General features: G+C 63.4%; 18 protein-coding genes. 4 read left to right on the top strand and 14 right to left on the bottom strand.

What is annotated here, in order from left to right:
- Window positions 1-5: 5 nt before the first annotated feature.
- Genes TZ03_RS19545 through TZ03_RS19535 form a run of 3 tightly spaced genes read right to left on the bottom strand, consistent with a single transcriptional unit; the run spans window position 6 to window position 2751 of the window.
- A complete protein-coding gene (locus tag TZ03_RS19545; protein WP_051099821.1) occupies window positions 6-893 on the bottom strand; it encodes a rhomboid family intramembrane serine protease in 888 nt (295 codons plus the stop codon).
- Window positions 890-1864, bottom strand: a complete 975-nt coding sequence (locus TZ03_RS19540; RefSeq protein ID WP_177328491.1) for a metallophosphoesterase — start codon at window positions 1862-1864, stop codon at window positions 890-892. The genes TZ03_RS19545 and TZ03_RS19540 overlap by 4 nt, the downstream gene beginning before the upstream one ends.
- Window positions 1861-2751, bottom strand: a complete 891-nt coding sequence (locus TZ03_RS19535) for an NAD(+) kinase (protein ID WP_008090067.1) — start codon at window positions 2749-2751, stop codon at window positions 1861-1863. The genes TZ03_RS19540 and TZ03_RS19535 overlap by 4 nt, the downstream gene beginning before the upstream one ends.
- On the opposite strand from TZ03_RS19535, the gene TZ03_RS19530 reads away from it, so the two are divergent.
- The gene (locus TZ03_RS19530; protein ID WP_051099819.1) at window positions 2750-3766 is read left to right on the top strand and encodes a DUF1853 family protein; all 1017 of its coding nucleotides are present in this window, start codon (window positions 2750-2752) and stop codon (window positions 3764-3766) included. The two genes, TZ03_RS19535 and TZ03_RS19530, sit on opposite strands and share 2 nt — an antisense overlap.
- A gap of 295 nt (window positions 3767-4061) precedes the next feature.
- Window positions 4062-4607, top strand: a complete 546-nt coding sequence (locus TZ03_RS19525; RefSeq protein WP_051099818.1) for a cytochrome b — start codon at window positions 4062-4064, stop codon at window positions 4605-4607.
- Here the strand turns inward: TZ03_RS19525 and TZ03_RS19520 are convergent.
- The 9 genes from TZ03_RS19520 to TZ03_RS19480 all read right to left on the bottom strand — a co-directional run bounded on the left by TZ03_RS19520 (window position 4598) and on the right by TZ03_RS19480 (window position 16368).
- The gene (locus tag TZ03_RS19520) at window positions 4598-5488 is read right to left on the bottom strand and encodes a 1-aminocyclopropane-1-carboxylate deaminase/D-cysteine desulfhydrase (protein ID WP_051099817.1); all 891 of its coding nucleotides are present in this window, start codon (window positions 5486-5488) and stop codon (window positions 4598-4600) included. The two genes, TZ03_RS19525 and TZ03_RS19520, sit on opposite strands and share 10 nt — an antisense overlap.
- 149 nt (window positions 5489-5637) lie before the next feature.
- The gene (locus TZ03_RS19515; RefSeq protein ID WP_051099816.1) at window positions 5638-7674 is read right to left on the bottom strand and encodes an NADPH-dependent 2,4-dienoyl-CoA reductase; all 2037 of its coding nucleotides are present in this window, start codon (window positions 7672-7674) and stop codon (window positions 5638-5640) included.
- Window positions 7675-7853: 179 nt separating this feature from the next.
- Window positions 7854-8813, bottom strand: coding sequence for a quinone oxidoreductase family protein (locus tag TZ03_RS19510; RefSeq protein ID WP_051099815.1), 960 nt, complete (start codon window positions 8811-8813; stop codon window positions 7854-7856).
- A 37-nt stretch (window positions 8814-8850) separates the two neighbouring features.
- Complete coding sequence (locus TZ03_RS19505; protein WP_051099814.1) at window positions 8851-9624, bottom strand: ABC transporter ATP-binding protein; 774 nt, start codon at window positions 9622-9624, stop codon at window positions 8851-8853.
- Between the two features lie 474 nt (window positions 9625-10098).
- Window positions 10099-11352 carry an MFS transporter gene (locus tag TZ03_RS19500; protein ID WP_051099813.1) on the bottom strand — a complete coding sequence of 418 codons (1254 nt, stop codon included), beginning with the start codon at window positions 11350-11352 and terminating at the stop codon, window positions 10099-10101.
- Between the two features lie 30 nt (window positions 11353-11382).
- The gene (locus TZ03_RS19495) at window positions 11383-12735 is read right to left on the bottom strand and encodes an outer membrane beta-barrel protein (RefSeq protein ID WP_051099812.1); all 1353 of its coding nucleotides are present in this window, start codon (window positions 12733-12735) and stop codon (window positions 11383-11385) included.
- Between the two features lie 66 nt (window positions 12736-12801).
- Window positions 12802-14433 (bottom strand): bifunctional 3-(3-hydroxy-phenyl)propionate/3-hydroxycinnamic acid hydroxylase, encoded by a 1632-nt coding sequence (locus tag TZ03_RS19490; RefSeq protein ID WP_051099811.1) that lies wholly within the window; start codon window positions 14431-14433, stop codon window positions 12802-12804.
- Window positions 14434-14535: 102 nt separating this feature from the next.
- Window positions 14536-15456 (bottom strand): VOC family protein, encoded by a 921-nt coding sequence (locus TZ03_RS19485; RefSeq protein ID WP_051099810.1) that lies wholly within the window; start codon window positions 15454-15456, stop codon window positions 14536-14538.
- Window positions 15457-15534: 78 nt separating this feature from the next.
- Window positions 15535-16368, bottom strand: a complete 834-nt coding sequence (locus TZ03_RS19480) for a fumarylacetoacetate hydrolase family protein (RefSeq protein WP_051099809.1) — start codon at window positions 16366-16368, stop codon at window positions 15535-15537.
- Window positions 16369-16540: 172 nt separating this feature from the next.
- Here TZ03_RS19480 and TZ03_RS19475 point away from each other — a divergent pair, with 172 nt between their 5' ends.
- Window positions 16541-17245, top strand: a complete 705-nt coding sequence (locus TZ03_RS19475; protein ID WP_051099808.1) for a GntR family transcriptional regulator — start codon at window positions 16541-16543, stop codon at window positions 17243-17245.
- Window positions 17246-17307: 62 nt separating this feature from the next.
- On the opposite strand, the gene TZ03_RS19470 is transcribed toward TZ03_RS19475, so the two are convergent.
- Window positions 17308-18501 (bottom strand): GGDEF domain-containing protein, encoded by a 1194-nt coding sequence (locus tag TZ03_RS19470; RefSeq protein WP_051099807.1) that lies wholly within the window; start codon window positions 18499-18501, stop codon window positions 17308-17310.
- 385 nt (window positions 18502-18886) lie between these two features.
- Entirely contained in the window at window positions 18887-19657 is a 771-nt protein-coding gene (locus tag TZ03_RS19465) for an IclR family transcriptional regulator (RefSeq protein ID WP_051099806.1), read from the bottom strand.
- 204 nt (window positions 19658-19861) lie between these two features.
- Here TZ03_RS19465 and TZ03_RS19460 point away from each other — a divergent pair, with 204 nt between their 5' ends.
- Window positions 19862-20983 (top strand): efflux RND transporter periplasmic adaptor subunit, encoded by a 1122-nt coding sequence (locus TZ03_RS19460; protein WP_051099805.1) that lies wholly within the window; start codon window positions 19862-19864, stop codon window positions 20981-20983.
- Window positions 20984-21018 lie beyond the last annotated feature (35 nt).

Below are 21018 nucleotides of genomic sequence, written 5' to 3'. Positions count from 1 at the left end.
CTGATTCAAGCCGACAGTTTACGCCGGGCCAGCGCCCCACCCAAGAGCCCGGTCAGGCATCCGATGAGCAGCCCGCCGACGTGGGCGGCGTTGGCGATCTGGCCGAGGCCCAGGGTGCCGACCACGCCGGTCAGGCACACCACCAGCCAGATCAGCATCATCACCAGCACGCCCTTGGGCAGGTTGAAGAAAGGGTTGGGGGCCAGCCACTGGTACAGCCAGATGTGCCCGAGCAGGCCATACAGCACGCCAGACAGGCCACCGAACAGGCTCGGCCCGCTGCTGTAGTGCTGGGCCAGGTTGGACACCAGGCTGAACAGCAGGGTCAGGCCCAGCAGCCGCCACGGGCCCTGGCGCAGTTCGATGCGTTTGCCCAGCTCCCAGTACCACAGGCTGTTCATGGCCAGGTGCAGTACGCCGAAGTGCAGCAGCATGGGCGATACCAGGCGCCACCACTGGCCTTGGTCCAGGCTTTGCGCCAGCGGGGTGAAGTACAGGTAGTCGCCCTGGACGCGGAAGTCGAGGAAGGTGAACCAGCTGATGGTGGTGAAGTTGTCGCCCAGGCCAGTGAGGCCGGCGACGATGAAGCACAGCAGCAGGGTCAGGGTGGTGACTTTGCAGGCGCGGGCTTGTTCGGTCAGGGAGGGCTGTGTGGGGCTATTCGCGGGTAAACCCGCTCCTACGGGGGCATCGGTTGCCTGGATGTCGGCGTTACCCTCGGGGAAGCGTTGATAGAGTTCGCGGACGTCTTCGGCAAGGGTGTCGGGGGCCCAGAGCACCTGGGCGTCGCCCTCCTCGCTGACCCGATGCGGCACCTGCAGGCGCTGCAACAGGTGGACGAAGCCGCTGAGGTCGACCGACAGCGGCAGGCGCATCACTTCGATAATGTTCATTGGTTGGCCTGTGGGCGGTCGACATCGACCCAGACGAACTTGTGCGGGTCGATGTGGGTTTCGTCATCCAGCCGGTAGGCGGCCAGCTTGCCGTAGAGTACGGCGCTGTAGTCCAGGCAGGCCAGGTTTGCGCGGATCGGTGCCGGGCGGCCGCTGCGCCAGTAGTGGCCGACGAACAGCAAGGGCTCGTCTTCGGCATAGCGCAACAAGGCGTTCTTCTGGCTGTGGCTGAGCGGGGTGCTGGCCACTTCCGCCGGCAGGGCATCGGGCTGGAACACGATGTCGCCGTAGGTTTGCGGGTCTTCTTCCCAGAACTTGGTGCGGAAGAAGGCGCGGGTCAGGCCGTCGCCGCCGGTCAGGGTCAGGCCGTCCGGCAGGCGCATGTCGGTGCCGCGCAGCAGGCGGTTGCACACAGTGTCGGCGAAGCTGCCGCTCACCGCCGAAGCCTGGATGAAGTGCTCATCGATGCGTCCATCGGGGTACTGCTGGCGCAGCGGCTCGATCAGCCGCGGGTCCCAGCAGGCGTGCACCAAGCGGAAACGCCCGGCGTCGACGAACAACGGCAGTTGGTAGAACCAGTTGACGAAGTCGTGCCAGTCAGCGGGGTGGTGGGCGAACTGGGTCAGGGTTTCGTCGATCAGCCGGGCATGGCGTGGCGTGTGCTCGCGCACATAGGCCTTGCCACTGCCAGGCAGCGCCGGGGTGACCCAGCCCAGGGCGTTGTACTCGTGGTTGCCCATGATGCAGAACGCCTGGCCGGCCTCGACCATGTCGTGGACGATGTGCAGTGCCTCGCGGATGCGTGGTCCGCGATCGACGATGTCGCCGAGGAACAGCGCCTGGCGCCGCGGGTGGCGCCACACGCCGGCCACACGCTTGTAACCGAGGGTGTCGAGCAGGCGTTCAAGGGTCAGCGCACAACCGTGCACATCACCGATGATGTCGAAACTTCGCGCCGGATCGAGCATCAGTCGTCCCTGCTTCCCAGGCGGCTGCCCCAACCGAGCTTGGTGCGGCAGACCTCGTAGTAATTGTGGTCCAGCGGGTGGATCAGGCGCAGCTTCTGCGGCTTCTTGCTTACCGTGATGGTGTCGCCGGGGGCGCAGGTGAAGTGGTTCTGGCCGTCACAGGACACCTGCGGGTAGATCTGCAGGTCCTTGGACACCACGATCTTCAGCTCGCTGTTGCCATCCACCACGATCGGCCGGCCCGACAAGGTGTGCGGGTACATCGGCACGATGACGATGGCGTCGAGCTTGGGGTGCATGATCGGGCCGCCGGCCGACAGCGCGTAGGCGGTGGAGCCGGTGGGGGTGGCGACGATCAGGCCGTCGGCCTTCTGGCTGCAGACGAACTGGCCGTCGATGTAGATCTCGAACTCGATCATGCGCGTGGACTTGCCCGGGTGCAGCACCACGTCGTTCAGCGCATCGCCCTGGCCAATGGCCTCGTGATGGCGACGCACCTCGGCCTGCAGCAGGAAGCGGTTTTCCACCAGATAGTGGCCGTCGAGCACTTCGGCGACCTTCTCTTCCAGCTCGTCGGGGCGAATGTCGGTGAGGAAGCCCAGGTTGCCACGGTTGATGCCCAGCACCGGGATATTGTGCCGAGCCAGGGCGCGCGCGGCGCCCAGCAGGCTGCCGTCGCCGCCAACCACGATGACCAGGTCGCAGACCTCGCCCAGCAGCTTGCGGGTAGAGGTTTGCAGGCCGTGGCCGGGCAGGACTTCGGCGATGGTGTCCTCGAGGATCACATGCAGGTGGCGCTCGAGGAGGAATTTTTTCAGTCGGCGAATGGTGTCGAGCACCTGCGAACTGCCAAGGCGACCGATGATACCGATATTGCGAAATTGCTCCATGGTGCTCCTGCGAGGCTTTGCGGCGGGTGACGATGGGCCGATTATGGGCGAAACCACCGGGCAGCGGCAAACCGGCTATGCTCGCTGGATGATGCCATTCGCCCTGCTCGATGACCTGCCCCGGCAGCTACAACGCCTCACCGTGCGTGACCTGGCCTGGGCCCTGCTGTCGCCGCCCTTGCTCAGCGCCCCGCCCTGCCCCCAGCGCCACCCGCTGGCGGGCAGCCTGTGGGCGGACCAGCCGCAGCGCCTTGAAGCGTGGTTGCGGGAGCTGGATGCCGACGACCGACCGCTGCGCGAGTGGCTGGCGAAACTGGGTAGCCGGCGCCTGGGGCATTACTACGAACGCCTGTGGCAATTCGCCCTGGGCCATGCGCCGGGGATCGAGCTGCTGGCGGCCAGCCTGGCGATTCGCGAGGGCGGGCGCACCCTGGGTGAGCTGGACATCGTGCTGCGCGACCGCGACGGCGTGCATCACCTGGAGCTGGCGATCAAGCTGTACCTGGGCCCGGAAGGCGCCGGGCGCGACCCGGATACCTGGCTGGGGCCAGGCTGCCATGACCGGCTGGGGAGCAAGCTGGCGCACCTGGCCGGGCACCAGCTGCCCATGTCGGCGGCGGCGCACAGCCGCGAGCTACTGACCCAACTGGGGGTCGAGCAGTTGCAGGCGCATGTGTGGCTGGGTGGCTATCTGTTCTATCCGTGGCCCGGGCATGCCGATGCGCCGCAGGGCGCCAACCCGCAGCATTTGCGCGGGCGCTGGCTGCGGCGGCGGGACTGGGTCATGGCTGAGGGCGAGCGTTGGCAGCCGCTGCCGCGGCATGCCTGGCTGGCACCGGCGCGGGTCGAAGCTAACGAGTGCTGGCAGGCGGAGCAGTTCGCGGCATGGCTGCATGTGCTGGAGCGGCAGGCACCGGCGCAACTGCTGGTGCGGTTGTCGGAGGAGGCGGATGGGGCCTGGCAGGAGGCGGAAAGGGTGTTTCTGGTGGCTGATGATTGGCCATATTCGCCTTAGGAGCTTGGTTGATTTTGAAATCGAGCGCCGCCCGCGCGGCGCTTCGCGGGCAAGCCCGCTCCTACGTTTGTTTCGGGCCAATTATTCCTGTGGGATTTGCGCGCGAACGCCTTGGCGCATGGCGCGATATCGCGTAGTACAAACAAGGCGGTCGCGCGCGCCAGCCACAGGCGTTACTGGCCCGAAACAAACGTAGGAGCGGACTTGCCCGCGAAGCGCCGCGCGGGCGGCGCTCGATCTCATAAACGCCAAAAATATAAAGGCGTAAATACCGACCTGATGACGAGGACCGACCATGGTTTCATCCACCCCCGCGGCCCACTATGCGCGCCTGTCCATCGCCCTGCACTGGCTGATGCTGGTGCTGCTGGCCAGCGTCTACGCCTGCATCGAACTGCGCGGCCTGTTCCCCAAGGACAGTGCCGAACGCAACCTGATGAAGGACCTGCACTTCATGCTCGGGCTCAGTGTGTTCGTGCTGGTCTGGCTGCGCCTGGCCGTGCGCCTGAGCCGCCCAACCCCACCCATCGTGCCCAGGCCACCCGCCTGGCAGACCGGCCTTGCGCACCTGGTGCACCTGGCGCTGTACCTGTTGATGATCGGCATGCCGCTGGCCGGCTGGCTGATCCTCAGCGCCGCCGACAAACCGGTGCCGTTCTATGGCCTGGAGTTGCCGCACCTGATCGGCCCGGACCCGGACCAGGCCAAGTTCATCAAAGGCTGGCATGAACGCATTGGCAGCTGGGGCTACTGGCTGATCGGCCTGCACGCGCTGGCCGGGCTGTATCACCACTATGTGCGACGTGACAACACGCTGCTGCGCATGCTGCCCTACAAGTAACCGCGTCGGCCCTGCAGGCCACCGGTGTGGACGAAAATCAGCCGAGTGCCAGGCGCGAACAGCCCGGCCTCGACCTGTTCACGCAGGGCCAGCAGGGCCTTGCCGGTGTAGAGGGCTTCGAGCGGCACGCCCGTGAGCTGCTCGCAGTCGGCGATGAAAGCCATGAGTGCTTCGTCGAATTTGCCAAAACCACCACGGCTGGCGTCGTGCAGCTGGTAACCCTGGGCACCGCCCAACGCTGCCACCGTTTCCGGCACACCATGATCCCTGGGCACGGCCAATGCCCCGTGTACGGCATGCGCACCCGCCTCGGCCAGCACCAGGCCGGCCAGGGTGGTGCCGGTGCCAGCGGCCAGCCACCAGGCGTCATAGTCAGCCCAGCCGAGTGCGGCAAGCTGTGAGCGTGCCTGGGCCATGATCAGCGCGCAGCCTTGCGCACCGGCCAACCCGCCGCCGCCTTCGGCGATACATTGCCAACCTGGGTAACGCGCCTGCCAGGGCGCCCAGAAACCTGCCTCATGGCGTGCGCGATAGCCGCCATAACCCAGCCAGTGAAGCTCCATGCCCAGCGCCTGCAGGTCACGCACGGTCGGCGTGTCCTGGGCGTGGCCGCGCAGCAGGCCGGCGGTGGCGAAGCCGAAGCGCTTGCCGGCCGCGGCCAGAGCGTGCAGGTGGTTGGAATGGTTGCCGCCGAGGCTGATCAGGCCCGGGGCGCTGCTGGCTGCAGCCTGCTGCAGGTGATGGCGTAGCTTGAACCATTTGTTGCCGCTGATCAGCGGGTCGATCAGGTCCAGGCGCAGGATCGCGGCTTCGACCTTGGCGGTTGCCAGCCAAGGCAGGTTCAGGGGCTGCAGGGGGGCTTGGGGGAGGTCGAGGAGCATGTTGCGAGTTTACCAGTGAAATCCTGGGGCTGCTTTGCAGCCCTTCGCGGGCTTGCCCGCTCCCACAGCTATGGCGCTGATTTCAGGAGTGCGCTATCCCTGTGGGAGCGGGCAAGCCCGCGAAGGGCCGCAAAGCGGCCCCGGCGGTCTCAGAGCTCAGCCGCCAATCTCGAACCCTGGTTGATCGCCCGCTTGGCATCCAGCTCGGCCGCGACATCGGCGCCACCGATCAGGTGCACCGACTGCCCCGCCGCCACCAGCCCGTCCTGCAGCTCGCGCAGCGGCTCCTGCCCGGCACAGATCACCACGTTGTCCACCGCCAGCACCTGCGGCTCGCCATCCGCCACACGGATGTGCAGGCCGCTATCGTCGATGCCCAGGTACTCGACGCTGTTGAGCATCTGCACCCGCTTGTTCTTCAACCCGGTGCGGTGAATCCAGCCGGTGGTCTTGCCCAGCCCGTCGCCCACCTTGGACTTCTTGCGCTGCAGCAGGTACACCTGCCGCGCCGGGGCATGCGGCTCGCCCTTGACCCCCGCCACACCACCGCGTGCCTCCAGGTGGGTATCAATCCCCCACTCTTTCCAGAACGCTTCACGGTCCTGGCTGGTGGCCACGCCCTGGTGCACCAGGTACTCGGACACATCGAAACCAATGCCACCGGCTCCAATCACCGCGACCGACTTGCCTACCGGCTTGCGCTCGAGCAACACATCCAGGTAACTGAGCACCTTGGCATGCTCGATACCGGGAATGGCCGGCGTGCGCGGGGCGATGCCGGTGGCCAGGATGATCTCGTCGTAGCCCCCGGCCACCAGTGCCTGTACATCGACCCGGGTATTCAGGCGCAACTCCACACCGGTGCTGTTCACTTTGTTGCGGAAGTAGCGCAGGGTCTCGTGGAACTCTTCCTTGCCCGGCACCCGCTTGGCCACGTTGAACTGGCCACCCATCTCGCTGGCGGCATCGAACAGGGTCACCGTGTGGCCTCGCTCGGCCGCCACGGTGGCCGCAGCCAGGCCAGCCGGGCCGGCACCGACCACGGCAATGCGCTTGACCGCGCGCACCGGCAGGTAGTTGAGTTCGGTCTCGTGGCAGGCGCGCGGGTTGACCAGGCAACTGGTCAGCTTGCCGCCGAAGGTGTGGTCCAGGCAGGCCTGGTTACAGCCGATGCAGGTATTGATCTCGTCGCTGCGCCCGGCGGCGGCCTTGTTGACAAAGTCCGGGTCGGCCAGGAACGGTCGGGCCATCGAGACCATGTCGGCATCGCCCTCGGCCAGCACCGCTTCGGCCACTTCCGGGGTGTTGATGCGGTTGGTGGTGATCAACGGAATGTTCACCACGCCACGCAGCTTGGCGGTGACTTTGCTGAACGCCGCGCGCGGCACCTTGGTGGCGATGGTCGGGATGCGCGCTTCGTGCCAGCCGATACCAGTGTTGATCAAGGTCGCGCCAGCCTGCTCGATGGCCTTGGCCAGCAGCTCGATTTCGTCCCAGGTGCTACCGCCCTCGACCAGGTCGAGCATCGACAGGCGGAAGATGATGATGAAGTTCGGCCCTACCGCGCCACGCACCCGGCTGACGATGTCCACCGCCAGGCGCATGCGGTTCTCATAGCTGCCACCCCAGCGGTCGCTGCGGTGGTTGGTGTGAGCGGCGAGGAACTGGTTGATGAAGTAGCCTTCCGAGCCCATGATCTCGACACCGTCGTAACCGGCGCGCTGCGCCAGCACCGCGCAATTGACGAAGTCGGCGATCTGCTTCTCGATGCCCGCCTCGTCCAGCTCCTTGGGCTTGAACGGGTTGATCGGCGCCTGGATAGCGCTGGGCGCCACCTGGCGTGGGCTGTAGGCATAGCGCCCGGCATGCAGGATCTGCAGGCAGATCTTGCCACCGGCGGCATGCACCGCCTCGGTGACGATGCGGTGCTTGTCAGCCTCTTCCTCGGTGCTGAGCTTGGCCGCGCCGGAATACACCCCGCCTTCATCGTTGGGCGCGATACCGCCAGTGACCATCAGGCCAACGCCCCCCCGGGCACGCTCGGCAAAGTACGCGGCCATGCGCTCGAAACCGCCGGGGCGCTCTTCGAGGCCGGTGTGCATCGAGCCCATCAGGGTACGGTTGCGCAAAGTAGTGAAGCCCAGGTCCAGCGGAGCGAGCAGGTGCGGGTAGCGGTCGGCGGCCATGGAAAGGTCCCCTGGTGGCGTGATCACGGAATGCGGGAGCCTCACCGGCCGGCGGGCCCCGTCGTTTGTCTGCCTGCGACATTAAACAGCCGTTTGAATCGGCTCAATGATCGAAACTGACAACTTATTGATCCTGATGAACACCACCTGGCAGAGCTGTACTGCCCAGGGCCTCTTGATTACAGAGTAAAGACAATGCGCTCGCTGGTATTGCCCTGCCAACTTGCCTCGACGTCACTTAGCGCAACGGCCTTCGCCTCCACCTTGAGGTTTGCCGGCTTGATCGCCTGCAGCAACTGCCCCACTACCTTCACCAACCCCTCGTTGGAGACGCTGCCCAAGCCACTGCCAAGCAGCTCCAGGCCGGAACTGCGGAACACGCCAGGGTTCAGCGGCAAAGTAGCCCCGGCAATCGCGCCGATATTGACGAGGCGCAGACGTGGCGCACAGTCCCCTCCACCATGGCTGACCACTGCATCGAGAATGCAGGCGGCCGGTTGGCCCCAGAGGAAGTCGAGCACAACCTCTATCCCTCTACCTTGTATTTCCTGACGCAGCGCATCGGTCAACTGCTGCGGCGGCTGATCAAGGCAGATGAAGTCGTCCGCGCCCAGTTCGCGCAACTGCGCCTCCACAGCGGGATTACGTGCGGTGGCGACCACCCGTGAGGCCCCCAGGTGCTTGGCGACTTGAATTGCCAAGCGGCCGGAGGCACCCGCGGCACCATTGATCAACACCCGCTCGCCCGGTTTGAAACCCGCCCGCTCCTGCAACGCCGCCCAGGACGACATGCCTGGGTTGGCAATCGCAGCCGCGGTGATGTCGTCGATGTCATCGGGTATCACCGTACAGTTACGTGCGTCCACGGCGACGATTTCGGCCATGGCGCCGATGGGGCCACGGGGAAAGGCAAAGTACACCCGGGTGCCGTCCTCGAGCAGGCCAACACCATCGGCACCGGGTACCAACGGCAGTGTCTTGCCGCTGCTGTAGTGTTTGCCGCTGGCCTGTGCACGCACCAACTGGCTGAGCGCGGCAGCACGAACCCGCACCAATACCTCGCCCGGTGCGGCCTGTGGTGGGTGGATCTCACCATAGCGGGGGGGTTGGTCGAAGGCGTGTACGATGGCTGCTTTCATGAAGGAACTCCAATGGGTAATCAGGGATGGGCCGGCGTCAGGCGTGCCAGCAACGGTACCAACCGTTCTGCTCGGTAATCCGCAGCTCGGTTTGGTAAAGCTCGGAAAGCGAAGCGCTGTCCAGTACCTCGCTCTTCGGGCCGTCAGCGACGATGCGGCCCTGGTCGAGCAGCACCACACGTTCGATCTCCGGAATGATCTCATCGATGTGATGGGTGGTGATGATCATGGCGTGACCCTGGCCGCAGAAGTTTCTCAGCAGTTTGAGCATGCCCAGGCTCGCCCCCATGTCCAAGCCATTGGCGGGCTCATCGAGAATCAGCGCCTGGGGCCCGTGGACCAGGGCGCGGGCCAGCAGCAGGCGGCGCTTCTGCCCGGTGGAAAGGCGCTGGAACATGGTCCGCTCGTGGCCGAGCATTTCCACCACCTGCAGAAGCTTGCGGGCCTGTTGCACCTGCTCGTCGCTCGGTTGCATGTGATCGTGGGCGCCGATAGCACCGAAAAATCCGGAGACCACCACATCCAGGGCCTGGGTGTAGGGGGTGTAGTCCTCTTGCAGATCCTGGGAGACAAAACCGATACGGCTGCGCAACTGCCAAAGATTGACGGTCTCGTCACCGAACAGCTTCAGGTGGCTACCGGCGCGCTCGACCGGATACAACTCACGGCTGATCAGCTTGAGCAGCGTGCTCTTGCCGGCACCGTTGGGGCCGAGGATGGCAACCTTCTCGCCTGCGCCAATGTTCAGGGAAAAACCATCGAGCACGCGGGTGTGTTGCTGGTACGCGGTGACATTGTGGAATTCGATCATGGAATACTCATCAGCATTGGGTAGGAAAAGCCCGGGGCGGTGATCGCTGCAGGTTGCCTTGGCCATGTTTTCATGGCTTGCGCCCTTAGCCTAGAGCCGGAAGGTCCCCACCACCTCACGTAGCCCACTGGCCAGCCTCGCCAGTTCTTCGCTTGCGCCGCGCGTTTGCTCGGCGCCTGCGCTGGATCATCGACAGTGCGAACAGCCCCAGCATCAGGACCAACCCAGCGCAGAGCGGGTAGCGAGGTTCAGATTACGCAGAAACAGCATCTGGAAAATCCCTGGAAAACGAAATGAAGATCGGACGGCACCGGCTTGTGACCGGTGCCGCCGAGCTCCGCGTGGGGGAATAGCGCCACAGAGCACGGGTAGTGCTTGCAACGGCATGCGCGTCCGGCGCATGACGACAACGAGGCCGGGCGATGCGCCTGGCCTCGTCATGCCGACCTCCAGCCAGCATTACCGGTAACCGCCTCAGGCTGCGTCTCCAGCCTGGGTGGCCGACGCACCACGGCGCGCCGGGGCGGTCTCGCGTAGCGCACTGGCGACGAGCAGGCCGACGAGTGCCCCGCCCAGCGCCAGGTAAAGGGTGTACTGGATGCCGTGCTGCTGGGCGATGAAGCCGGCCAGGGCCGGCGCCACGCCGCCACCGAACACCTCGCCGATGCCCACCACCAGGCCGGTGGCGGTGGACACCAGCGGCAGTGGTACCGACTCGCTGGTGATCGGCCCGACAGTCATGCAAATCATGCTGAAGTTGAAGAAGGTGGTCATGAACAACAGGATGAACAACGTCAGCGGCTCGGCGCCGGTGCGCATCAACAGGCCAATGCACAGGGCAGTCGCGACGAAGCTGCCCAGTACCACAGGCTTGCGCCCTACCCGGTCGGACAACGCCGGCAGCAGCAGCTGGCCGATGAAGCCACCCAGGCCGATGGCGGACATGACGAAGCCCATCTGCTGCAGGCTCAGGTGCAGATAGTCGGTGAGGTAGTTGGGCATCATCACGCTGAGCACGAACAGGCTGGTGAGCATGCAGAACATGCCAAGAATGTTCAGCGCCACGTTACGGTAGCGCAGTGCATCCATCCAGCGGCCTTGCTGCTGGCCCTGCCCCTCGGTAGCAGCCGGCGCCACCACGCGGGTTTCCCGCAGGTGTCGATACATGAACCAGGCAAGCAGGAAGCCTGGCAATGACACCACCACGAAGACCCAGCGCCAGGAAGGCAACACCAGCAACAGCTGGGTAGCAAGGATCGGCGCCAGCCCCAGGCCCAGAATCGGGAAGAAGGCCTGCTGGATGCCAATGTTCAGCCCGCGCCGTGACGGATGCGAGGACTCCGCCGTGGCGGCAATGGCAGTCGGTGTGAATGCCCCCTCGGAAACCCCCATCACCGCGCGGATCAGCAACAGCGCGGCGATGCCATTGGCCAGCCCGGACAGGCCGGCCAGCAGGGAGAACAGCAACACTGCCGGGATCAACACTTTGCGCCGCCCGATACGGTCGGACAGCCGGCCCATGAAGATCGAGGAAATCCCCCAGGCAATGGCCAGCACTGCCGAGATATTGCCCAGGTCCTGATAGTCCAGCTGCAGGTCCGCCATCATCACCGGGAACAGCGGAAGGATGATGAAGCGATCCAGGCCGACCAGGCCAAAGCCCAGGGCGAGCATGGCAACAGCCGTGTATTCGTGACGCGCATTCCATTTCTTGTCGTTGTTGTGCATGGCATGGGTACTCGTGGCAGTGGCGGGCGATCAGAAGTAGAACAGCGCTTCGATCATGGTGGTCAGTTGCGAGCGATCTCGGCCGTTGCCGTAGGGGCGGTCATGGCCGCGTGCGTCGAACCAGCCGTAACGCAGTTCCGGGCGCAGCGAGAGGTTGCTGCTGACATCCCAGCGCAGCCCGGCCGTGAGGGCGTTGAAATCGCCGCGGCTGACGCTGGTGGGAAACAGGATGAAACCGTCCGGGTCGCTGAAATGCTCACCCCGTACCGAGAACGAGAGGTCTGGCCGGTGCTGGTAGGTCAGCACGGCATTCGCGCCCCACCAATGCGCCCCATCGAAGCCTGGGCCGGTCACCACATCCACGGTCGAGGCCTTGCCATCGCCGGCCTGGCGGCCATAGACCAATTCGGCGCCCATCGACCAGCGCTCGTCGAACTTGTGCCAGCCGTTGAGCGAGTGCTGCTGCTTGAGCTGCCCGCTGTCGGCGATCAACCGCGAGGTCGGTGCCTGGACATCGCTGACGCTGTCGTTCTGTTCATCGCCGACGATGAATTCATAGTCGACCCAGGTGTTCATGTCCGGCGTGCGCCAACGCAGCGCACCGATCAACGACTTGCCGTCGTTATTGTCACGCAGGTTGTTCCAGCCCTGCACCACGCCCAGCTCCAGGCCAAGGATGCCTGGGTCGCCGTCGAGCAGGCGGGTGCCGACCAGCACCCCGGAAACCGTCCCCGGTTCGCTGACGAACGCGTAGGTCTTGCTGGCGAACGGGTTGCGGGCCTGACGGATGTTCGGGGGAATTTCGTAGCCGAGTGCCGGGCCGAACACCCCGGCCATGAAGTTGAAGCCTGGGCCATAGGGAACATAGGCCGTGGCGGCGATGTTGGGGATGGCCAGGAAGCGCTTCTTGTCCTGCTGCGCCTTGGCGTTGTCCTCCTCGTTCATGTTCCAGTGCATGTCCCAGCCGAAGGTACGGGCAAACTGCGCGTTGCGCCCATAGTTGGCCTCGAAGGTGAAACCGAAGGCGAACGCTTCAGGCTTGGGGCCCGGCAGCGGTGTGATGCGCGGCACGAAGGTGCCGTTGAGTGCCTTGTCCACGAACAGGTGCAGGCTGCCCCATTCCAGGCCTTCATCGGACATGCCGGTGAGCGGTAGATTGCTCAGGCCGTCCTTGCGTTCGGCATGGTTGGAACGGTTGTTACGCACGTAGCCAATGTCCAGCAGGTTGGAAACGGTAATGCCGTAGTCACGCTCCAGGCTGTCGCCAAAAAGCCCCTTGAACAGGGTGCCTTCTCCCGGCGCCGGTGCTTCGGCGGCATGGCACTCCACAATCGCCAGGGCGGCCAGAACCGCACCAAGCGCTTTCACCTTGATGTTGTGCATCGATCTGTCTCTTGTTGTTGTTTTCAGAACGTTGCCGCAGGGGGCGCCCCCCTGCGGCAGCGGAACCTACACCTGTGCAGCGAGCGGTTGATTCAGCCGAGGGGCGCCGCCTCGGGCTTGCTGGATGTCCAGGTCGCGACGCAGTGCATCCAGCAGTTGCGGCAATTCGCCGAGGTCGCTGACACCGCCATAGACGTAGAAGTCCGGGCGCACCAGCACAGCCTGCAACCCAGCTTCACGGAGGAAGTCGTGATACTTGCCGGACAGGTCGCGGCAGGTGCCTGGCGCGCCATCGAGGCTCAGGCGGACGCTTTTCACCTGCAGATGCTCGAGCAAGGCCTGCTGCGCAGGGCTCAGGCCGGCCAGCGGATCGTCGCCGACGCTGAGCAGGTGGAAGCCACGGCCGAACGCATCGTCGTAGCGCTGAATGCTACCGTCATGCTCGACCTCGCCATGCACGCCCAACGAACCGGCGGCCCCCACCGCGGCGCCGGTACGCGGGTCCTTGAGCACCGCCCCATCGACCAGACCAGGGAACGGCGGCAACGGCGGCACTTCACCGGAGAGGAACGCCGCGTCCCGCTCGGCGGCCTTTTGTGGATCAGCCACACAGACCACCTTGCCCATTGCCACCGAAGCATCGATCACTGCACGGATCTGCGGTTTACGCTCCAGGGTGTAGCTGTCCAGCAAGCGCTCGGAGCACAGGCCCTTGAAGATCAGGTCCAGGCGCCAGGACAAGTTCCAGGCATCACGAATCCCCGAGCACATCCCCTGGCCCATGAACGGCGGCATCAGGTGCGCGGCGTCACCGGCCAGCAACACACGGCCGTGGCGCCAGGTTTCGGCGATGCGCGAGCGGAACTGATAAACAGCGTGGCGCACCAGCGTGGCGGTGTCCGGGGTGACCCACGGCGACAGCAATTCCCAGACCTTGTCCAGGTTCTGCAGGTCTTCCAGGGTCTCGTGGGGCAGGCGCATGAACTCCCAACGGCGGTAACCGGGTCCGCCGGGGACCATGGTGGTCGGCCGCGCCGGGTTGCACCACTGGCCAATATCCGGCACATCCAGCTGCACGCCCGGCTTGGGCTGCAGGTCGACTACCAGCCAGTCTTCCTGGAAGCCCAGGTCCTGCCAGTCGATGCCGCACTGGCGACGTACCAGGCTGTTGGCGCCGTCAGCACCGATCACATAACGGGCGCGCACCTGGCGCTCCTCGCCTGGTTCGGCCTTGCCGTTCTGCGGGGTACGCTGCAGGCGCAGGTCGCAGCCCTGGGCATCCTGGCTCAGCGCCATCAGCTCCCAGCCCTGGTGGATTTCGACGTTAGCGATGGCCTTGGCCCGGCGGTCGAGGATCGCTTCCAGGGCAGGCTGGTTGAACAGGTAGCCAAACGGGCCATCACTGATCGACTCGGCGGACCAGTCGATCTCCACCAGCACTTTCCAGTCGGCGTTGAACCACTGGTAGCAGGCCGACGGCTGGGAGATAGTCTGCAGCTCGTCCTCCAGGCCCATCATGCGAAAGACGCGGCGAATCTCATGATCGTGGAACACCGCGCGCGGCAGGGGGTAAAGGGATTGCCAGCGTTCGTACACGGCAACGCTGTAACCCATGCGCCCGAGAAGGATGGCAAGGGTTTGTCCGACAGGGCCGTAGCCGACGATGGCTACGTCATGAATCTTGTTGTTTTCGTTCATCTTTGCTGACCTGAAACCGGGTGGGTCTTGGGCAAGCCGCTCCCCGCCTCCCTGGGTGCCAGGGAAGTGCGCGGGCCAGAAGCAGCTTGCGTCGCTGGAGCGTCAGCCCTTGACGGGCGCGCTGTCCGTTTCGGTGTTGAGGACGAAGTACTCGGGGACTGCTGGGCCCCACAGGTACAACGAGTTCTCAGGCGGGAAGTCGCCCGCCGGCCATTGACTGCCGGCGTCGATGAAGTCCATGTCCGCCGAGTACTCGCAGAACGATCCCCACGGATCGCGGACGTAGTGGAAGTAGTTCGAACCCAGGCAATGCCGCCCGGTGCCCCAACCCTGCCGATAACCCGCGTTGGCCATCTGCTCTGCGCCGTTACCGACGTCGTCGACGCTGTCGACTTCCCAGGCGGCATGGTGGAAGCCCTTGGCGCTGCTCTTGCAAAAGGCCACCAAGTGGTGGTCGCAGCCGTGCGGGGCGTGAGTGAAGGCGATGATGTCCTGGGAATGGTCGGACAGCCGCAGCCCAAGAGCGCGGGAATAGAAGTCGACGGCACGCGGCACGTCGGGGCTGAACAGCAACACATGGGACAGGCGCCGTGGACGCACCTGGGCTACCGCGTCGCGGGTGCAGGCACCGCGCACGGCAGGTTGCGGCTCGGCCACGGGATGCTTGCGGTCAGGCATGTACTTGGCGCCGACCTTGACTTGCAGCAGGTTGCCGTCAGGGTCGCGGAACCAGAAGCCCTCGCCGTTGCCCTGTTCGAAGCGGGCACCAGCGGCCTCGGCCTGCTGGCGCAGCGCGGCATGATCCTCGGCAAAGCAGTTCAGGCTCAGGTAGGCCAGGCTCTTGCCAGGCCCTGGCAGCATGCGTGCCCAGCGATGGCCATCGGCGGCACTGAGTTCCAGGCCTTCCGCGCTTTGCCCGACGTCCAGGCCGAAGCTGGCGAAGAATGCCTGCGCGTCAGGCAATGACGGCACGAACAGCGCGTAATGATCGATCGAATGCACACCACGGGTCGTGATAGTCATGATCGCCTCCAGTTTTTGTTCTTGCGTCGAAGCCTCGGAGCGGGAGGCTTCGATCAGGCCGGGAATGCCCGGAATCTATCAAGCTTCGTCGACGATGGGGTTGACCAAAGTGCCGATGCCTTCGATTGACACTTCTACGACATCGCCGGCCTTCAGGTAGACCTTCGGGTCCATACCGAAACCAACGCCCGCCGGCGTGCCGCTGACGATCACGTCACCCGCTTCCAGGGTCACCGCCTCGCTGAGGGTGGAGATGATGGTGGCCACGTCGAACAGCATGTCTTCGGTATTGGCCGACTGCACCACTTTACCGTTGACCCGGGTCTGCAGCAGCAGGCCTTTGCCGCCGGCAGGCAGCTCGTCCGCGGTTACCAGGTCAGGGCCGAACGCGCCGGTATCGTCGAAGTTCTTGCCCACCGTCCACTGCGGAGAGTTGAACTGGTACTCGCGCACCGAGCCTTCGTTGAACAGCGCATAACCGGCGACATGCTGCAGCGCCTGCTCCTTGCTGATATGACGCCCGCCGCTCTTGAGCACCACGGCCATTTCACCTTCGTAATCCAGCGTGTCGGAGACGCGTGGGCGAACCAGCGGCTTGTTGTGCGCGGTGAGGCTGGTGTTGAAGCGCGGGAACAGGGTCGGATAGTCCGGCTGGGCGTACGGCGACTCCTTGGTGTGGTCGGCGTAGTTCAAGCCAACACAGATGATTTTGCCGGGACGGCTCATCAGCGGCAGATAATCCTGCTCGCCGATCTCGACCAGCGCTCCCTGCGCATCGGCACCGTACGTCGCCAGGTCTACGCCGCGTGCCAGCAAAGCCTCCAGCGATTCCTCGCCGAGAATCCTGACCCCTTCGGCCGTGCGAACGCCCAGCACCGGGCGACCTTGATGGGAGAAACGAACGTAACGCATGGAGCTCACCTCTTGTTTTGATTCGTGACGGCCGCCAGGCAGAGCGGCATGAGCTCTAAGCTAATCCGAGGAAAATATGCCGTCAACGAAAAAATATATTTTCTTTTGATTATCGACAATGCCTTCTGATGTGTATGATCTTGGACATCAGCCATCACCCGTAGCACAGCCCATGAACAGAGCCGAACGCTGGGCGCCGCAGCCCGCCGCCTCGGAAAAACGCACCATGGCCTCGCAATTGGAGGCCCGTGTGCGCGAAGACATCATCAACGGTCATCTGGCGCCGGGTAGCCGCCTGCGCTTGAAAGAACTGGCCGAGCATTACGACGCGGGGGTCATCCCGCTGCGTGAAGCGCTGTCGCGACTGGCGACAAGCGGCTTCGTTTCCTCGGAAGACCAGAAAGGCTTCAGTGTCGGGCGTATCTCCGCCGAAGAGATCGTCGACATCACCAACACGCGACAGCTCATTGAATGCCAGGCATTGGCGGAATCCATCCGCCATGGCGACCTGGAGTGGGAAAGCCAATTGATCGCCGCCCATCACCGCCTTGATCGCCTGCCGATCGTCGAAGGCCCCGAGCGGTTGATGAAACCGGAGTGGGAAAAGGCCCATGAAGCCTTTCACCAGGCGCTGATCGCCAATTGCCGCTCGCCCTGGCTATTGCGCCTGTCGCAAATGTTGCGCGACCAAACCTCCCGTTATCGGATGCTTTCGGTGCACTACAATGACAGCGCCACGCGCGACGTACCGGGGGAACACCGTGAATTGCTCGATGCAGCCATAGCCCGTGATGTCGAGAAGGCCTGCGCGCTACTTTCCCTTCATTACGAGACCACTACCCGCAGCGTCCTGAACCATCACGCGCTCAAAAGCTGATTGAGCCCTCGGCCCTTGAGCTCACCTGACAGGCCCAGCGCAGCACGATAAGCTGAAGTTGCTCACTCATAATCAATTATGGTGGCCGGTGCAGCAGAGGAACTAGCGGAACTGTATATCCGCACCCGATTACGGCCATCTTTTTTCGCATCATATAACGCTTCGTCTGCCAGAGAGAGAAGTCGCGACAGCGTATACCCTCCAACTTCATGTGTGGCAACACCTATACTCACACTCTGGCTTTTAGGTAAAGGCAAGGCCAAATGATGAAATTGCAAGCATATGTTCTTGGCCACCAGTTCAGCATCTTGTTCATTGGCATTGAGCAACAGGCACGCAAACTCCTCTCCGCCGATGCGACCGAACACGTCAGATAATCTAACGTTCGCCTTCACCACTTGGCTGAACGACACCAGCGCCTGGTCGCCAGCTTGATGCCCCAGGGTGTCATTGAGCCGCTTGAAGTTATCGAGATCAAAGATAAGCAAGGCCATTGGGTTCTGACGAACTCGCGCCTCCGCCAATGCCGCTTCACTCTCCAACATGAATGCCCGGCGATTACCTACCCCCGTCAGCATATCGGTGTAAGCTGCGGCCTTGAACTTCAATTCCGCCTGCTCCCTCACCATCGCCAACGTGATATAAGCGATTCCGATAGCATAAATCATTGATTCAAACAGCATAAACGAGAAAAAGTGGTTTTCTGCCTCTCGCTTGGAAAGTGCATTCGCCAACGACTCTCCGTCATCGACAAAAGCCCGTACTATGTAGAAGCCGGCATGCATGGTCAAAAGCAGCAATGCCGGTAGATAGGACACTTGTAAGCGTGTACGACTACGCCAAAGTTCAAACGCGGCCAAACCACCATAGCCTGCGGACAGTATCGAGTAAATCGCCACGCGTGTGGATAAAGAGTCATCAAAGCCTGGTGTGAGACCGAAGATAAACCAGAGCCCAGCCCCCAGGACGATTCCCGGCCAATGGGGTGGCCGTCCGGCGAACGCTCGCATTGCTGTCCAGCTCATGGCAGCCGAAGTCAGCAGAATCATATTGCCCATTACCAGCGGTACGAAATCAAACCCCCAACCGCGGTAGCTCACTAATGCGAACCCTAGTGATGCCATGAACAGCATCGACGCCAGATAAGCCAAAGGGGGCTCGTGAGCGCCTCGACTCCATGCATGAAGCGTCAATCCCCCCATCAACGCCAGGAGAAAGTCAGTGACAAGCAGGAGTGTGGGAATACTCAGCAGCACGGGGCTACCCTTCTAAACCGGGAGAAAACGGATCATCCAGAGCATACTATGCTAGATAATTCCACTTTGCCACCACGGAACTTGCCCGTAAACCAGTTCAATTCGGGGGGTGGGCCAATGCAGCCATAGCTACTATTAGTTTCCTGAAATGCGCCAACAATGCGCTTGTTCAGGTGGACTGATGAAACGTATTTGAAAAATCGACGCCGAAGCTTGTATGAGTCGAAGAACCTTCTAATCACCCGAGGGAAAAAGAAACACCGCAAAAGGAAAGCCCGCCATGGCGGGCTTTCATCGAACGTTGAAAAAGGGGGTAAAACGTTCGATACCCATCAGTGTAGTCGACTGGCACGCTTGTACCGGTCGCTAATGCTTTCTCGAAACGTTATCCGCCGCCCGCCAACTGCGAAATGGACGCCTTGCATTTAACCAGCGCATCGATCAATTGCTCGGAGTGCTTGGCGAATCGCGCTGTGGGGGCAACGATCGCCACCGCATGCGGGCCCATGAACGTCGGGATCAGCGTGCAGCAGGCACTGATCCCGCTGGTGTGCTCCTGATTGTCGATGGCAATCCCGGTTCTGCGGATGGTCGCCAACTCGGCCAGCAACTGATCGAGGTTCAGGGTGGTGTCGGTCAGCTTCGCCAGGGGCTCGGGGAACAGCTCGCGCACCTGCCCATCGCTCAGTGTCGACAGCAACGCCTTGCCATCCGCAGTGGCATGCATCTGCATCGACTGGCCCATGGGAAACACCACGCGCAGTTCGCGCTCGGCAATCACCCGGTCGATGACCGCGATCTGATTGCCGCTGATGCAGGACAGCGTGACGCTCTCCTGCACTTCATTGCACAAAGCCTCCAATGAGCGGCGCGCAATCGAAATGATGTCCCGGTGGCTCTGGTGGATCAGTTGCGCCAGCGCTGGCCCCAGACGAAAGCCATTGCCAGGGCGGGCCGGCTCCACCAGTGCTTCGTCTTCCAGCGCGGCAACGATGCGCTGCACAGTGGAGCGCGCCAGGCCAACCTCCTGAGCAATCGCGGCCAGCGACAGGCCCTTCGGATTGGCGCCCAGCGTGCGCATGATGGCGCTGGCCCGGGCGATAACCTGGATACCCCCTGCCCTGCCCTCGCCGTCTTTATCGATCTCGTCACTCATAAGCCTTCCCATCACGGGCCGCAGCCCTGTGCATTCCTCAATGGCGGCGATTCTACATCGCCTTCTGCCGAGTGGTCGTTTCACTTTCTGCCTTGCCTGGCTCAGATGCACCGCATTATGATACAGCGAATCGTATCGTGGTTAATATTTTCGATGACCGTCACCAGGCGGTCACGTGCATGTTCTGAGGAGGAAAAGTTGAAAATGAGACGTCGACAGCTTTTGTGTGCGCTGCCCATGGCCATGCTGGCTTTGTCCGCGTGCAAGGACCAGGAGACCGCGGCCGCAGCCAAGCCACCCGAGGTTGGCTATGTCACCTTGCAGGCGCAAAGCGTGTTGCTCAGCAGCGATCTGCCCGGGCGTACCTCGGCATTTCGCGTGGCCGAGGTACGCCCACAGGTCAGCGGCATCATCCAGAAGCGCTTGTTCGCTGAAGGCGCGGTGGTGAAAAAGGGGCAGCAGCTCTACCAGATCGACCCCTCGACCTATCAGGCGGCCGTGGACAAGGCGCAAGCCACCCTGAAGACCACCAGCAACCTGGCACGGCGCTACCAGCACCTGGTCGAAAGCCGCGCCATCAGCCGCCAGCAGTACGACGATGCCGTTGCTGCGGCAGAACAGGCGCAGGCAGACCTGCGGATGGCGCAGATCAACCTGGAGTACACCAAGGTGCTGGCCCCGATCGATGGCCGGATCAGTCGCTCTGCCGTCACCGAAGGTGCCTTGGTCAGCCAGAACCAGGCCGAGGCACTGGCGTCCATTCATCAGCTTGATCCGATCTATGTGGACGTGACCCAGGCTTCGGTCGACCTGCTGAGGCTGCGCGGCGAAATGGCGCGCGGGGAACTCACCCTGGCAGGCCCTGAGCAGGCCAAGGTCGAGCTGAAACTCGAAGATGGCTCGCTCTATGGCCACTCTGGCGCCATGAAGTTTTCCGAAGTGACGGTCGACCCCACGACTGGCGCCGTGACCATCCGGGCGGCATTCCCCAACCCGGAAAACACCCTGCTGCCAGGCATGTTCGTGCATGCGACCTTGACCGAGGGTGTGCGGGACAACGCGGTGCTCGTGCCCCAGCAAGGTATCGCCCGCGACCTGAAGGGCCAGGCCACGGCCTTCGTGCTGGACAACGGCGACAAGGCGCTGCTGCGGGAAGTGCAAGTGCTGCGCACGCTGGGCAATGAATGGCTGGTGGGATCAGGCCTGCAGGCCGGGGATCGGGTCATTACCGAAGGCGTGCAGCGCGTCAAGGACGGGATCCAGGTCACTGCGGTCGCCGCGCGCAACATTCAACCCAACCCGGCGATGGCGAGCGCTGCCCAATAGCAGCACGAGCGGCTTTCGTAGCGAAGGAATACCTA

The organism is Pseudomonas sp. 10-1B (assembly GCF_000935045.1).
Classification (GTDB): Bacteria; Pseudomonadota; Gammaproteobacteria; order Pseudomonadales; family Pseudomonadaceae; genus Aquipseudomonas.
The sequence above is the reverse complement of the archived record's forward strand: the minus strand, read 5'-3'. Positions and strand labels throughout refer to the sequence as shown.